Annotated in this window: 15 protein-coding genes; 9 read left to right on the plus strand and 6 right to left on the minus strand. The window is 62.7% G+C overall.

Going from position 1 to position 14,756, the window contains the following annotated elements; all coding sequences use genetic code 11:
* Positions 1 to 368: 368 nt before the first annotated feature.
* Positions 369 to 1,409, plus strand: a complete 1,041-nt coding sequence (purM, locus tag AACO21_RS13615) for a phosphoribosylformylglycinamidine cyclo-ligase (RefSeq protein ID WP_346193072.1) — start codon at positions 369 to 371, stop codon at positions 1,407 to 1,409.
* A 13-nt stretch (positions 1,410 to 1,422) separates the two neighbouring features.
* The gene (locus tag AACO21_RS13620; RefSeq protein ID WP_346193073.1) at positions 1,423 to 2,094 is read left to right on the plus strand and encodes a septal ring lytic transglycosylase RlpA family protein; all 672 of its coding nucleotides are present in this window, start codon (positions 1,423 to 1,425) and stop codon (positions 2,092 to 2,094) included.
* Here AACO21_RS13620 and AACO21_RS13625 read toward each other — a convergent pair.
* From AACO21_RS13625 to AACO21_RS13645, 5 genes are all read right to left on the minus strand, one after another.
* Complete coding sequence (locus AACO21_RS13625) at positions 2,082 to 3,530, minus strand: methyl-accepting chemotaxis protein (RefSeq protein ID WP_346193074.1); 1,449 nt, start codon at positions 3,528 to 3,530, stop codon at positions 2,082 to 2,084. The genes AACO21_RS13620 and AACO21_RS13625 overlap by 13 nt on opposite strands.
* Positions 3,478 to 3,693 (minus strand): Tar ligand binding domain-containing protein, encoded by a 216-nt coding sequence (locus AACO21_RS13630; protein WP_346193075.1) that lies wholly within the window; start codon positions 3,691 to 3,693, stop codon positions 3,478 to 3,480. Before AACO21_RS13630 ends, AACO21_RS13625 begins: the two co-directional genes overlap by 53 nt.
* Before the next feature lie 101 nt (positions 3,694 to 3,794).
* Positions 3,795 to 4,739, minus strand: a complete 945-nt coding sequence (gene miaA / locus AACO21_RS13635) for a tRNA (adenosine(37)-N6)-dimethylallyltransferase MiaA (protein WP_346193076.1) — start codon at positions 4,737 to 4,739, stop codon at positions 3,795 to 3,797.
* Between the two features lie 92 nt (positions 4,740 to 4,831).
* A complete protein-coding gene (gene mutL, locus AACO21_RS13640; RefSeq protein WP_346193077.1) occupies positions 4,832 to 6,715 on the minus strand; it encodes a DNA mismatch repair endonuclease MutL in 1,884 nt (627 codons plus the stop codon).
* A gap of 10 nt (positions 6,716 to 6,725) precedes the next feature.
* The gene (locus AACO21_RS13645; RefSeq protein ID WP_346193078.1) at positions 6,726 to 7,826 is read right to left on the minus strand and encodes a hypothetical protein; all 1,101 of its coding nucleotides are present in this window, start codon (positions 7,824 to 7,826) and stop codon (positions 6,726 to 6,728) included.
* Between the two features lie 43 nt (positions 7,827 to 7,869).
* Here AACO21_RS13645 and AACO21_RS13650 point away from each other — a divergent pair, with 43 nt between their 5' ends.
* Genes AACO21_RS13650 through AACO21_RS13675 form a run of 6 tightly spaced genes read left to right on the plus strand, consistent with a single transcriptional unit; the run spans position 7,870 to position 13,408 of the window.
* Entirely contained in the window at positions 7,870 to 8,514 is a 645-nt protein-coding gene (locus AACO21_RS13650; RefSeq protein WP_346193079.1) for a DedA family protein, read from the plus strand.
* A gap of 1 nt (position 8,515) precedes the next feature.
* The gene (locus AACO21_RS13655; RefSeq protein ID WP_346193080.1) at positions 8,516 to 9,223 is read left to right on the plus strand and encodes a hypothetical protein; all 708 of its coding nucleotides are present in this window, start codon (positions 8,516 to 8,518) and stop codon (positions 9,221 to 9,223) included.
* Complete coding sequence (purN, locus tag AACO21_RS13660; protein WP_346193081.1) at positions 9,220 to 9,864, plus strand: phosphoribosylglycinamide formyltransferase; 645 nt, start codon at positions 9,220 to 9,222, stop codon at positions 9,862 to 9,864. The genes AACO21_RS13655 and purN overlap by 4 nt, the downstream gene beginning before the upstream one ends.
* Before the next feature lie 2 nt (positions 9,865 to 9,866).
* Positions 9,867 to 10,847 carry a DUF3108 domain-containing protein gene (locus tag AACO21_RS13665; RefSeq protein ID WP_346193082.1) on the plus strand — a complete coding sequence of 327 codons (981 nt, stop codon included), beginning with the start codon at positions 9,867 to 9,869 and terminating at the stop codon, positions 10,845 to 10,847.
* Positions 10,848 to 10,886: 39 nt separating this feature from the next.
* Positions 10,887 to 12,149: an RsmB/NOP family class I SAM-dependent RNA methyltransferase gene (locus AACO21_RS13670; RefSeq protein WP_346193083.1), complete on the plus strand. Its 1,263-nt coding sequence runs from the start codon at positions 10,887 to 10,889 to the stop codon at positions 12,147 to 12,149.
* Positions 12,146 to 13,408 carry a mechanosensitive ion channel domain-containing protein gene (locus AACO21_RS13675; protein WP_346193084.1) on the plus strand — a complete coding sequence of 421 codons (1,263 nt, stop codon included), beginning with the start codon at positions 12,146 to 12,148 and terminating at the stop codon, positions 13,406 to 13,408. The genes AACO21_RS13670 and AACO21_RS13675 overlap by 4 nt, the downstream gene beginning before the upstream one ends.
* Before the next feature lie 30 nt (positions 13,409 to 13,438).
* On the opposite strand, the gene AACO21_RS13680 is transcribed toward AACO21_RS13675, so the two are convergent.
* Complete coding sequence (locus AACO21_RS13680; protein ID WP_346193085.1) at positions 13,439 to 14,512, minus strand: RNA methyltransferase; 1,074 nt, start codon at positions 14,510 to 14,512, stop codon at positions 13,439 to 13,441.
* Here AACO21_RS13680 and AACO21_RS13685 point away from each other — a divergent pair.
* Positions 14,511 to 14,756, plus strand: a 246-nt coding sequence (locus AACO21_RS13685; protein ID WP_346193086.1) for a hypothetical protein, incomplete at its 3' end; no start/stop codon positions are given. The two genes, AACO21_RS13680 and AACO21_RS13685, sit on opposite strands and share 2 nt — an antisense overlap.

The following is a 14,756-nucleotide window of genomic DNA, read 5'->3' on the forward strand; positions in this document are numbered from 1 at the left end:
AATCGAACCCGCGATTTTAGCAGAGCGCTTCCCTTTGCCGGTAGCCGAACGCTGCCATGCTCAGACTTGCTGCCTGATTTTCGGGCTATTCGGCCGGTCGGCCGTCGGAATGGGGGGCGGGACGCAATCAGGTGCAGCGCTGATGTTCAGTGGCGTGGCGGGCGGGCCGCCGGTGCTGAGTACGTTTGCTACGCGCTGGAAATATGGGGGCGCTCGGTGCAGATCGCCGTTGCTTTGGCGCGGGGCAATACCCCAGTTGTCTCCGGATCATGCCTTGCCCCGGCTCGGGTTAGGGAAGATGGCCGGTTTCGGGTAAAATTGCCTTTTTATTCAATGCGGCGTCAGCCGCGTCAGCCTCAAAAGCGATCATGACCCAGAATACCTCCCTCTCCTACCGTGATGCCGGCGTCGATATCGATGCGGGCGATGCCCTCGTTGACCGCATCAAACCGCTGGCCAAGAAGACGCTGCGTGACGGCGTGCTCGGCGGTATTGGCGGTTTTGGCGCCCTTTTCGAAGTGCCGAAGCGCTACAAGGAGCCGGTGCTGGTGTCGGGTACCGATGGCGTGGGCACGAAGCTGAAGCTGGCTTTCCAGCTGAACCGTCACGATACCGTGGGCCAGGATCTGGTCGCCATGAGCGTCAACGACATCCTGGTTCAGGGTGCCGAATCGCTGTTCTTCCTTGATTACTTCGCCTGCGGCAAGCTCGATGTCGATACTGCGGCCTCGGTCGTCGGCGGCATTGCCAAGGGCTGCGAACTGGCCGGTTGCGCACTGATCGGTGGCGAAACCGCCGAAATGCCGGGCATGTACCCGGACGGCGAATACGATCTGGCGGGTTTTGCCGTCGGCGTCGCCGAAAAATCGCTGCTCATCGACGGCAAGTCCATTCAGCCGGGTGACGTGGTGCTCGGTCTGGCCTCTTCCGGTGCGCATTCCAATGGTTACTCCCTGGTCCGCAAGATCATCGAGCGTTCCAATCCGGACATGAATGCCCCGTTCGACGGCGAGCGTACGCTGGCCGAGGTGGTCATGGCCCCGACCCGCATCTATGTGAAGCAGGTGCTGGCCACCATGCAGAAGGTGACGATCAAGGGCATGGCCCACATCACCGGCGGCGGCCTCCTCGAAAACGTGCCGCGCGTCCTGCCGGAGAACGTGGTGGCCGAGCTGACCAAGTCCGCCTGGCCGCGCCCGAAGCTGTTCGACTGGATGCAGCAGGAAGGCAATGTGGCCGAGAACGAAATGCACCGCACCTTCAACTGCGGTATCGGCATGGTGATCATCGTTTCCGCTGCCGAAGCCGATGCGGCCGAGGCCGAACTGAAGGCGCAGGGCGAGGCGGTCTATCGTATCGGCCATATCCGGGCGCGTCAGGGTGACGAAGCGCAGACCCTGGTGGTCTGATATCGGGTGTCAGGTGGCTGCGACCTGCAGCTGCCTGCTCCTGATGCTGGGCGGCGTCTCCTCTGTGGATGCCGCGACCGGCAAACCAACGGCAGCACCGTCCAAGCGTGCGGCTGTTGCGGCGACCAAGGCCAAGCCATCCCTTGGAAAGTCGCCCGTCAACAAAGAAAAAACGAAACACGTCAGTAAGCAGAGCGCCGCTGCGCTGTCGCATGCGACGCCACGTTCGACGATGCCTTCGCCCGAATTGGCGGCGCTGGAAGTCATGGATGATCCGGCCATCGCCTTGCTGGGGCGGGCGAGTTTTTATTCCAATAAATTCAATGGTCGACGCACCTCCACCGGTGAGCGTCACGACAATCGTTTGTTTACGGCTGCGAGCAATCACTTTCCGCTTGGCAGCAAGGTGGTGGTGCACCGCCTGGATACCGAGCGCTGCGCGATCGTTCGGGTCAATGACCGCATGCACGGACGCCATGTGGCGCGGGTCATCGATGTGACGCGCAGCGTGGCCGAGTCTCTGAACATGCTGCGGGCGGGGGTGGTACTGGTGCGGGTGGTGCCGTACGTGCCCGGCCAGGCGCTGGACTGCATGGGCTCGGAAGCCCGTGAAACGCTGGGTTCCACGGGCCTGAAATTTCCGGCGGCTTTGCCGTCGCCGGAAGAGAGTGATCAGAGCCGGTAAGTCGCCACGATGCTTTGCATCTGTTGTGCGAGCGTGGCCAGCTCCTGCGCGTTTTCCGAAGTGGCTTCGGCAGCGGCGCTGTTTTCTTCCGTCATCTGGGCAATCCGCTCAACCTGCTGGGCAATCGAGGTGCTGGCCGTGCTCTGTTCGAGCATCGATTCGGTGATGTCGCCCACCATCTCCAGCGTCTGCTGAGAGCCTTCCCCGATTTTCTGCATGGCCGTGCTGGCCTGCGTGGCTTGCTCCACCCCGTCGCGCACGGTGGTTTCGACACTCTGGATGCTGTTGACCGCAGCCAGGGCGCCATCCTGCATGTTCTGAATGGTGCCGGTGATTTCCTGCGTGGATTTGCCCGTGCGTTCAGCCAGTTTGCGGACTTCGTCGGCCACGACGGCAAAGCCGCGACCCTGCTCGCCAGCGCGGGCGGCTTCGATGGCTGCGTTGAGGGCGAGCAGGTTGGTTTGGTCGGCGATTTCCTTGATCACGGCGACCACATTGCTGATCTTTTCGCTCTGGGTTTCCAGGTTGGCAATCTGGTTGGAGGCATTGCTGACCGTGCTGGCGATGCTGTTGATGACATTCACGGTTTCATCAATCACGCCTTCGCCTTCGCTGGCCAGACGGCCGGCTTCTTCGGAAAGATTGCGGGTTTCGCCGGCGCGGTCGGCAACATGATTGACGCTGACGGTGAGCTCTTCAATGGCGGCGGCCATGGCTGCCGCGGATTCGCTTTGCTGGCCGGAGGCGATGGACATTTCGTGGGCGGCGGTGGAGACGCGGCTGGCCGCCTGATGGACGGCCCCGGCATGGCTGGCCAACTGCTGGAGGTTGGTTTGCAGGCCATTGAGCAGGTCATTGAAGGCACGCCCGGCACGGGCGACTTCGTCCTTCCCTGAGACATCCAGTCGCAGGGTGAAGTCCAACTCCTTTTGCACCCGTCCAAAGAGGCCGACCATGTTGTCCAGGGAGAGCTTCACGCGCTGCAGGGTCAGGAAGCCGACCACGCCGAGCAGCAGCGCGCTGCCGATAATCAGGCCGAGGACAAAATTGCGCGAGGCCTGATAAGCGTCGGCGGTTTCCTTGGCATGCTTGGCGGCCAGGTCTTCATTGAATTTGACGTGATCTTCCAGTGCTTTGGCCAGGCCGTCGATGGCGGGGCGCATTTCGTCCAGGTAGCGCAATGCCTCCTCTCGCTGGCCGTTGCGTGAAGCAGTGAGGACCTTCTTGGCGCCGTTCTCGTACAGCTCGGCCTGTTTGAGATCGTTTTCGTAGAGTGCCTTGTCCTGGGCGTCGAGGACGAATTTGCCATAACCGGTCAAGGCTTTGCGCATCTGTTCGATGCGCTCATGGAAGCGTTTTTCGTGGCTGGCCTTTTTAACCGTATCAGATTCCAGCAGGTGATTCAGCAGGGGGGGGGCGGGCGCGGAGGAAAGCAATCTGTGCCTGGTCCAGCGTCATGATGCTGGGCAGGAGATTCTCTTCGGTCTCGCGGACTCCTTCGTTGATGCTGGCCATTTGCCACAAGGAAAAGCTGCCTTGTACAACCAGGGCAATCACCCCAAGCAGCACCAGCATGGCGATACGTTTTGCGATACTCATTGAGTCCCTCCTCTCAAAGTGTTTCGTGCGTGACTGCTTGAATTTGCCGTAATGCATTCACTATATCGAAATTGCTAAATACGGCAACTTCTATTGCGGCTTCACGGGGCGAGGAAGCGTACCGTGCGTTCGAATACCTGCTGCGGCAGGTTCGGGTCGAGGCAGTCCAGCGTTTCGGCCGAGAAGGAGTTGGTCAGCCAGGTGATCTGGCGCTTGGCCAGTTGGCGCGTGGCAAAGATGCCGCGGTCGCGCATGTCCTGTTTCGAATACAGGCCGTCCTGCGCTTCCCAAACCTGGCGGTAGCCGACGCAGCGCATCGACGGCAGATCCAGGCTCAGGGTGTAACGCTCACGCAGGGCGCGCACTTCGTCGTCCAGGCCGGAGAGGAGCATCTCGTCGAAGCGCCGGGCAATGCGTTCATGCAGGACGCTGCGGTCGGAGGGCAGCAGGGCCAGTTCGAGAAAATCGTAAGGCGGGCGTTGCTGCTCGCTTTCAGCCAGCAGCGCTGACATCGGGCGGCTGGACAGATGGCAGATTTCCAGCGCGCGCTGGATGCGCTGGGCATCGGTCGGATGCAGGCGGGCGGCGGTCGACGGGTCCAGGACGGCCAATTTGGCATGCAGGGCCGGCCAGCCGTGTTGGGCTGCCTCGGCATCGATCTCGGCGCGCAGCGCGGGATCGGCTTTGGGCAGGTCGGCCAGGCCGAGCAGCAGGGCGCGGAAGTAGAGCATGGTGCCGCCAACCAGCACCGGCACTTTGCCGGCAGCGGTGATCTCTGCCATGGCTGCCAGCGCATCCTCGCGGAATTGGGCGGCGGAGTAGCGTGCTTCGGGCGAGATGATGTCGATCAGGCGGTGCGGATAGCGGGCCAGGGTGTCGGCATCAGGCTTGGCCGTGCCGAGATCCATGTCGCGGAAGACCTGGGCGGAGTCGACGCTGATCAGCTCGACCGGCAGGCGATCGGCGAGCGCCATCGCGGCGGCTGTTTTGCCGGAGGCGGTCGGGCCCATGATCAGGATGGCGGGCGGCAGGCGGGGTGTCGTCATGGCGGCGAATGTTAACACGGACGGCGGGGCCGTCCGTGGGGCAGGTCATGGTCGGATGGGGGGCTGTTGGGCGCTTGAGGGGCGGGCCGGGCTTACTGGCCGCGCAGGAAGAGCTTGTCCAGCTGGTCGAGCGTGAGTTCGGTCCAGGTCGGGCGACCATGGTTGCACTGGCCGGCACGCTCGGTCTCTTCCATCTGGCGCAGGAGGGCGTTCATCTCCGGCACGGTCAGCTGGCGTCGGGCGCGCACCGCGCCGTGGCAGGCCATGGTGGCGAGGAGCTCGTTGCGGCGGGCGGTGATCAGCTGGCTGATGCCGTGCTCGCGCAGGTCGGCAATCAGGGCGCGCGCCAGGGCGGCCGGATCGCCCGCCTGGAGCAGGGCCGGTAAGGCGCGCACGCCGAGTTGGTTGGGGCCGAGCGGGGTGATGGCGAACCCGATGTCGGCGAGCGCCTCGGCGTGCTCTTCCACCGCAGCGATGTCGAGTGCGTCGGCAGAAAACACGGCGGGGATGAGCAGGTTTTGCGTGGACACCTGGCGTTCATCGAAGGCGGTCTTCAGCTTTTCGTAGAGGATGCGCTCGTGCGCGGCATGCATGTCGACCAGGATCAAGCCACGCGCATTCTGGGCCAGGATATAAATGCCGTGCAGCTGCGCCAGCGCATAGCCGAGCGGCGCGCCGGTGTCGGCCGGGCGTTCCTGAGCCAGGCTGCCTGTTTGGGGCGGGGGCTCGGAGAGCGCGGTGGCCGACGGCGTATCGTTTCCTTCCCGGCGGTCGACCGCCGGAAAAGCCTGAAATTGCGGTACCGGTCCTGATCCGCCTTGCGGGCGATCGCGTTGCTGTGCGGCGCGGGCGAAGGCCAGGTAGGCCGCTGCAGCCGGTTCGGCCACGCCCAGGCTGTGCTGGTGCGGGGGCGTATAGGCAGCGGGGGCGATGTTCGGGCGTGCGGGGGCGGCCGGGGTGTCGCGTTCGATCAGCGCGACGGTCGTGTCGGCCTGCACCGGCGCGGCCAGGGTGCGCTGAATGACATGGAAGACAAATTGATGCACGGCGCGCGAGTCGCGGAAGCGCACCTCCGTCTTGGCCGGATGTACGTTCACATCGACCAGGCCGGGATCGATTTCCAGGAACAGGCAGACGGCCGGTTGGCGGCTGCCGTGCAGCACGTCGCGATAGGCTTCGCGCAGGGCATGGCCGATCACCTTGTCGCGGACAAAGCGACCATTCACGAAAACGTATTGCCCATCCTTGGTCTCGCCGGCACGCGTCGGGTCAATGGCAAAACCGGCCAGCGAAATCGGGCCGCTCTGGGCGTCGACCATACGGGCCGCACCGACAAAGTCGTCGCCGAGGATGTCGGCGATGCGCCGTGCCCGGTCGGCCGGGGCGAGTTGAAACAGGGCGCGGCCGTTGTGATTGAGGCTGACGGCGACATCGGGCCGGGTCAAGGCCAGGCGGCGCACGGCATCGGCGCAGTGGGCGAATTCGGTGCTCTCGGACTTGAGGAATTTGCGCCGGGCCGGGGTGTTGTAATAGAGGTCGCGCATTTCGACGACCGTACCGGCCATCAGGGCGGCGGGTTCGGGTTCGGCGCCGGTTTCACCGCGCAGCTTCCAGGCGTGGCCGGCGCCGCGTTCGCGGCTGGTCAGCGTCAAACGGGCGACCGAGGCCACGGAGGCCAAGGCTTCGCCCCGGAAACCCAGGGTGGCGACCCGCTCCAGATCATCCAGGCTGGTGATCTTGGAGGTGGCGTGCCGGGTCAGGGCGAGTGCCAGCTCGTCGCGGGCAATGCCGCAACCGTCGTCGGTGATGCGGATGAGCTTGATGCCGCCCTCTTCGAGATGCACCTGGATGGCTTTGCTGCCGGCATCCAGACTGTTTTCGAGCAGTTCCTTGAGAACCGAGGCGGGGCGTTCGACCACCTCGCCAGCCGCAATCTGGCTGATCAGGAGGTCGGGTAGACGGGCAATGGTGGGCATGCGGGGCAAATCAGGGCACGATGGCCAGGAACAGGAAGGCGGCAAAGATGACGAGGTGAACGGTGCCTTGCAGCACCGTGGCACGGCCGCCAGCAAGGGTGATCGCGCTGTTGAGCAGGGTCAGGTAGAGCAGCACGATTTCCTTGGGCGGCAAGCCCAGCAGAAGCGGCATGTCGAGCAGGATGGAAACCGCAGCCACGCTGGGGATGGTCAGGCCGATGGTGGCCAGTGCCGAACCGAGGGCCAGGTTCATGCTGGTCTGCATGCGGTTACGCAGCGCCTGGCGCAGGGCCGCCCAGGTCTCGGGCAGGAGCACGAGCAGGGCGATGGCAATCCCGACCACCGCTGCCGGCGCATTGGCGGCAGCAACGCCGGACTGAATGGCTGGCGACAGCAGTTTGGCCAGGCCGACGACGGCGACCAGCGAGAGGGCGAGCAGGGCAAAGCTCAGCCAGGCGCCGGCAGTGCTGATTTCTGCAGGGTGCTCCTCGTCGCCGCCGGTCTCGATGGGCAGGAAGAATTCGCGGTGCCGGATTGTTTGCACAAAGACAAAAACGCCGTACAGCACCAGGGACATCAGCCCGGCAAACACCAGTTGCGGCGGGGCATAGGTGGGTCCGGCGGTCGACGTCGTAAATTCGGGCAAAACCAGGGTCAGCGTGGTCAGGGCGGTGAGCACCGAGAGCGCCGAACTGGTCCCTTCGACGCGAAACGCGATGATCCGGTGTTTGAGCGCGCCGGCCAGCAGGCAGAGGCCAATCACCCCGTTGCAGATGATCATGACCGTGGCGAAAACGGTGTCGCGTGCCAGTGCGCTGGCAGCCGGGTCGCCGGTGAGCATCATCGAGACGATCAGGGAGACCTCGATCACGGTGACGGCCAGGGCCAGGACGAGGGTGCCGAAGGGTTCGCCAATCCGGTGGGCCACGACCTCGGCATGAAAGACGGCAACCAGAACGGCACCGATCAGGCTGACGGAGATCAGGCTCAAGCCGGCCCAGTCTGGCAGCGCACTCAGCGGCACGGCGAGCAGCGCCGTGGCCAGAGCGGGAATGAGCAGACTCCAGGCCGGCAGGCCCAGGACGGAGAAGTGTCGGGGATTCAAAGGCATGGGGGCATTATAATGCGAGCTTCGATTACGCCCGGCGGACGGCATGGAATTCCTGACTCAGTTCATCGATATCATTCTGCATCTGGACAAGCACCTGGCCATTCTGGTCGTGGAGCATGGCATCTGGATTTACGGCATCCTGTTTTTCATCATTTTTGCCGAGACCGGCTTTGTGATTTTTCCTTTCCTGCCCGGTGACTCGCTGCTGTTTGTGGCGGGGGCGCTGGCCGCCATCGGCGAGGGCGGCATGAACATCTGGACACTCTGCGCCGTGCTGCTTGCGGCGGCGGTGCTGGGTAATATGGTGAACTACCAGATCGGCCGCCTGCTTGGGCCCAAGGTCTTCCATTGGGAAAATTCCCGGTTTTTCAACCGGGCCGCGCTGGAGAAAACCCATGCCTTCTACGAGCAGCATGGCGGCAAGACCCTGGTGATCTCGCGTTTTCTGCCACTGTTCCGCACCTTTGCGCCGTTTGTGGCCGGGATTGGCGCGATGTCCTACCCGAAATTCGCCCTGTTCAACCTGATCGGGGCGGCTGCCTGGGTGTTCTCGCTCTGTTTTGCCGGATTCTGGCTGGGCAATCTGCCCTGGGTGAAGCAGAACCTCTCCCTGCTGATCGTCGGCATCATCCTGGTCTCGCTGATCCCCGTTGCCATCGGCTACGTCAAACACCGCGTGGCGGCCTGAGATGCGCAAACTGGTCACCTTGCTCTTGGCGTTGGCGGGCGTGGCCTGCACAACCCAGATGGGCAAGGATGGTCAGACGACGACGACGGTCGACGCCAAATATCTGCTTAAAACAGAGGTTGACCGTATTGCCGATACCAATCGCGCGGAAGTGGTCAATGGCCTGCTCCTGATTGCCGACAAGCTCTACAAACGCAACCCGCGTGAATGGAAAAAGGCCGGCATGCCGACGCGGGAGGCGGCGCTGGCGCGTTTGAAGCAACGCCTGCAGCACAATTGGCCTGAGTTGAACGGCCTGCGCGAGGGGGGCGCCGCCGCGCTGGCTTTCAGCGAAACCTACACAGGGGATCGCGTGGCGGCCCTGATGTTCGGCTTGCTGACCATGGTCGACGCGGCCTTCGAGCACAAAGAGGATTTTTATATTCTGGACAGTCTGGATGAGCGCAAGTTGTTCAACAGCGCCCGCAACATGGATGTGGCCGTGTGGAAGCTGGGGCATGACCGCATGAGTACGGGCGAGGCTTATCTCCTGTCCAATGAACTGGATCCCGGTAACCGCAATCTCTCCTTCGAACGCGAGTTCGGGCGGGTCATGGGCTTGCTGGACTTTATGGCGCGGATCGTTGCCGATCGCAACGGGCGCGGTTTTTCCCGGCTGACCCACAGCGTGGTCAGCACGATCTTTCTCCCTGTGGGATTTTTGAAATGAAGAATATCGTCATCCTGATTTCCGGGCGCGGCAGCAATATGGAAGCCCTGATTGCGGCGCGTGATGCCGGCACCTTGCCGGTCAATATCGCCGCCGTGATCAGTAACCGCCCGGATGCCGCCGGCCTGGCGACGGCCGAGCGTGCGGGTATTCCGGTGCGTGCCCTGGATCACAAGGGCTTTGCCGGACGTGAGGCCTTCGATGCGGCGCTCGTCGAATGCATCGATGCCTTCAAGCCGGATCTTGTGGTGCTGGCCGGTTTCATGCGCATTCTGACGCCCGATTTCGTGCGTCATTACGAAGGCCGCCTCCTGAATATCCACCCCTCGCTGTTGCCCGCCTTCCCCGGCTTGCACACCCACGAGCGGGCGCTCGAAGAGGGGGTGCGGATTCATGGCTGCACGGTGCATTTCGTGACAGCCGAACTGGATCACGGCCCGGTTGTGATTCAGGCAGCCGTGCCGGTGTTGCCGGACGATACCGAGGCGACGCTGGCCGCCCGCGTGTTGCGTCAGGAGCATCAGATTTACCCGCAGGCCGTGCGCTGGTTTGCTGAGGATCGCCTGTCGATCGAGGCCGGCCGGGTGCGTGTGGCTGGTGGCGTGCAAGAGTCGGCTGCGCTGGTGTCGCCGCAAGTTTGAGCATGATGCCGCGGGCGCTGCTCGGTGCCTTATTGGGTTCCCTGTTCTTGCACCTGTTGCTGCTGGGCAGTGAGGGCTTGCCGGGTGTTGACTGGCACATGTCGGCAGCGCCGGCCCCCTTGCAGGCAACCCTGATGCCCTTGCCGGCCCGCCCGGCCTTGCCGGCACCGCCTGCGGCGCAAGCCTCCCGCCCCAAGCCGGCAGCACAGCCGCAGGCAACGCCCGCGTCGACCGGGGGCGGGGCAGCGGAACGCGCGCCAGCCCCCGCCGGGGATGATGCCAGCACGGCGCCGACCACGCCGATGGAGGATGCCGCGCTGCCGCCCATGCCCACCGCGACGCCCGTCCTGGCGAGTCACGGTACTTTGCGTTACGACATCCTGACCCGGGGCTTTTCGGTGGGGCGGGCGGAAATCCGCTGGGCCTTCCCTGGAGATGGCGCCTACCACCTGACCAGTGTCACGGAGACCAGCGGGCTGGTGGCCTTGTTCAAGTCGGTGCGTGTCGAACATCAAAGCCAGGGGCGCCTGGTTGCCGGCGGCTTGCAGCCGAGCCGTTTCGTCAGCCTGAAAAATGGCGCGGAGACCGGCGAAAATGCCGATTTTGACTGGTCGACCGGCGAAGTCCGGCTGTTGCGTGATGGTTCTTCGCACCGTTTGAGCCCCGGGGCGCAGGATGTGCTGTCCCTGAACTTCCAGTTGGCCTATCTCGGCAAAATCACCGAAGGGATGACGATTGGCGTCGTCACCGGCCGCAAATACGCGGCCTATACGCTGGACTCTCTGGGCGAGGAAATGCTCGATACACCACTCGGGCCAATGCGCACGCTCCACCTGCGGGTGATGACCGAGACGGTGACCGAAATCTGGATTGCACTCGACCGGGATCGTCTGCCGGTTAAAATCCGCTTTACCGATAAAAAAGGCGATGTGTACGAGCAGTTGATTACCGAGATGGGGACGGATGTCATTCCGCCCGCCTGAGTCTGCCCGTCTGCGCTTTTCCCCGAAGTCAGGAGTTTCATGAAAGCCCGTTTTACCCCCGCCCTCTTTGCCCATGCCGAAGCTGTGCTCGCGCAATTGCTGCGTTTCGATCATCCGGCCGATGCCGTGGTGTCGCGTTATTTCCGCGAACATCGGGAATTGGGGCATGCCGATCGCGGTTTCGTGGCGGAGACCGTGTTTGCCGTCCTGCGTCGCCAGCGCAGCCTGACAGCCCGTTGCGGCGAGCTGGTGACGCCCCGGCGCTTGCTTCTGGCCGCGCTGGCTGTCGTGCGTGGCTGGAGTCTGCGCGAGTTCGCGCCGGTGCTGAAGGCTGCCGAAGAGCCCTGGTTGGCCGAGGTCAAGGCGTTCCGGGATGAGGGCTTGCCGCCGGCGGTGCGCGATGACATGCCGGACTGGTTGCATGCGCTTCTGGTGGCGCAATATGGCGAAGAAAACGTGCCGCGTCTGGTGCGTGCGATGAACCAGGCTGCACCGCTCGATTTGCGGGTCAATACCCTGAAGACCGGCCGCGATGACCTGCGGGCTGCCTTGGCTGCAGACGGTATCGTGGCCGAACCCACGCCGTATTCGCCGATCGGTCTGCGCCTGCGAGACAAGCCGGCGCTGGCCAAGCATCCACTGTTTCTGGGCGGGCACTTCGAGGTTCAGGATGAGGGGAGTCAGTTGCTGGGCGCCCTGCTGGAGGCGCGGCGCGGTGAAATGGTGGTGGATTTTTGTGCCGGCGCCGGCGGGAAAACGCTTTTGATCGGCGCGCAGATGCGCAATACCGGCCGGCTGTATGCCTTTGATGTGTCGGACAAGCGCTTGAGCAATCTGAAACCGCGCCTGGCGCGCTCCGGTTTGTCGAACGTCCATCCGGTGCGGATTGAGCATGAGCGTGATGCCAAGGTGAAGCGTCTGGCCGGAAAAATGGACCGGGTGCTGGTTGATGCACCGTGTTCCGGCCTGGGCACCTTGCGCCGCAACCCGGATTTGAAGTGGCGCCAGGATGAAACGGCGGTGGCTGAACTGAACGCCAAGCAAACCGCCATTTTGGCTGCCGCGGCGACGCTGGTGCGGCCGGGCGGACGTCTGGTTTATGCCACCTGCAGCCTGTTGACCGCCGAGAACGAAGCAGTGGTGCAGGCTTTTCTCGCCAAGCACCCGGATTTCTGCCTGCGTCCCGCCTCGGAGATCCTGGCCAAGCAGGGGATCACATTAGACGGCGAGATGCTCCGGCTGTTGCCGCATCTGCATGATACGGATGCCTTCTTTGCTGCTGTCCTGGAGCGTCAGGTATGACCCAGAAACCGGCATTGCAGCTCTTCCATGATCTGTTGGCGGATATCCGTGATCCGGATTTCATCTGGCAGGTGCTGGCGCTGATCGTCTCGCTGCTCGCCGCGTCGTTGATTGCCCGTTGGTGGCGGGCGCGTAACGAAGAGGGGGCGGGGCGCTTGAGTGATGCCAGTGCCCGCCTGGCTTTCCCGCTGGTGGGGATGTTGCTGGTCGGTGCGGCGCGCCTGGGTCTGGAGAACTTCCTGCATGTGAATCTGCTGAAGCTGGCCATGCCGCTGCTCGGTTCCATGGCGCTGGTGCGCAGCGTGGTTTTCGTCTTGCGTCAGGCCTTCCCGCGCGCTGCCTGGCTGGCTGCCTGGGAGCGCATCATTGCAGCCACCGTCTGGGGATGGCTGGCGCTCTATATTACTGATGTGGCGCCGCACGTGATTGCGGCGCTGGAGAGCGTGCAATTCGCCATCGGGAAACAAAAGGTTGATCTCTGGATGATCCTGCACGGCGTCGTCACGGTCTTCCTGACCGTGGTGTTTGCCCTGTGGGTGGCCGGCGTGATTGAGCGCAAATTGATGCGGGTCGATGCGCTGGACTCCAGCCTGCGTATTGTCGGGGTGCGCGTGGCGAAGGCGCTGCTCACTGTCATCGCGATCGTCACCAGTTTGTCGCTGGTCGGCATCGACATGACGGCCTTGTCGGTGTTTACCGGTGCGTTGGGGGTGGGGCTGGGCTTTGGCTTGCAAAAGATTGCCAGCAACTATGTTTCAGGCTTCATCATCCTGCTGGATCGTTCCATTCGTTTGGGTAATATCGTCCAGGTGGGCAACGATGCCGGACAGGTGACCCAGATCACCACGCGCTATACCGTCCTCAAACATCCCGGGGGCACAGAATTTATCGTGCCCAACGAGACCTTGATCGGCTCGACCGTGCAGAATCAGACCTATTCCGATCGTCGCCTGCGCTTGGCGACGGCAGTCGGCGTGGCCTACGGAAGCGACCTCGATCGGGTGATGTCGATCATGGTGGCGGTTGCGGAGGCCCATCCGCGTGTGTTGCGGGACCCGGCACCCAAGGTCTTGCTGACGCAGTTTGCCGACAGCGCCATCAATCTGGAGCTGGGTTTCTGGATTGATGATCCGGAGGAAGGGCGGGGCAATGTGATTTCCGACATCAATATCGGGATCTGGCGTGCGTTCCGCGAGCAGGGTATCGAGATCCCGTTTCCCCAGCGGGAGGTGCGCTTGCTGGATCAGGCCTCTGCCTGATGTTGAAAACCCGGCCGAGGCCGGGTTTTTTCATGGTGTCTTCGGTTCGTTGGTGGGGCGGCTCTTGCGCCGGATGATCTGAATGGGCTGCCCGTCTTCGCCTTGAATGCTGCGGGCTCGCAGTTGGCCGCAACCGCCGTCGACATCCTGCCCTGCTGAGTTGCGCGTTCGGGTCAGGATGCCGCGTTGGTTGAGGTAGGCAGAAATGGCCACGGCTTTTTCGCGGCTGGGGCGCTTGAATCCCAATTCATCGACCGTGTTGTACGGAATGATGTTCATCATGGCGTATTTACCCTGGAGCAGGGTGGCAGCACGCTCCATCTCCTCAAGAGAATCGTTGATGCCCTCCAGGAGGGTCCATTGATACTGGATCGGGTAACCGGTGCGGCGGGCATAAGCCTCGCCCAGTTCGATCAACTCGGCAGGATCGATGACCTGGGCGCGGGGGAGAAGGCGCACGCGCAGCTCAGGGTCGGTAGTATGCAGTGAGAGTGCCAGGGCGGGCTTGACTTCCCCTTGGGGGAGTTGCTCGAATACCCGGTAATCTCCGACGCTGGAAAAAACCAGGTTCTTGTGCGCCAGGCCGCCAGCCGTGCCCAGCAGCTGAATGGCCTCCAGGACGTTGTCGATGTTATGAGAGGGTTCGCCCATGCCCATGAAGACGACGCGTCGGATTGGGCGCATCTTTCGGGCAAGGATCACCTGTGCAACGATCTCGGCGCTTCCGACTTGCCTCAATAGCCCGTCCTTGCCGGTCATGCAGAAAACACAGCCAACCGCACAGCCCACTTGCGAGGAGACGCATACGCCGTCTCTGGGGAGCAGAACACTCTCGATGGTGTGCCCATCCTGGAGCTTGAGCAGTAACCGGGCCGAGCCGTCTGCGCCGGGATGGTTGGAATGCAGTGTCACCAGACCATCGAGTTGTTTCTGCAAATCAGGTAAGGCATTGCGAATGGCAAGCGGCAGAAAATCTTTGGCTAGTTGTCGTGTTGTACCTTGCTCCAACGGTTGTACGTGGCACCAGGCGCGGAGAATACGGGCCTGGTGTGTGGCTTTCGCGCCCAGGTCCGAGAGGGTTTGGGTAAGATCAGAAACTCGCATGGCTGAGATGTTAACACTGGGCTCTATATATAGGGCGTTGGCACGCGGATTCAATCGTTGGCAAAAGGGTGTTGACAGTTTGTTTTGGGTCTATATAATGCGCCCCTCTTCGTTGCAGCAGGGCGATCCCGGCGGAAGCGAAGGGGAAGTAAAGTGTGAGTTTTACGGGTTTGTTAGTGGTTTTCGGGAAAGCGGTTTATTTTCGAAAGTTATTGACAAGGATTTTGAGACCTGTAGAATGCGC

This window comes from Dechloromonas sp. ZS-1 (assembly GCF_039649255.1).
Classification (GTDB): Bacteria; Pseudomonadota; Gammaproteobacteria; order Burkholderiales; family Rhodocyclaceae; genus Azonexus.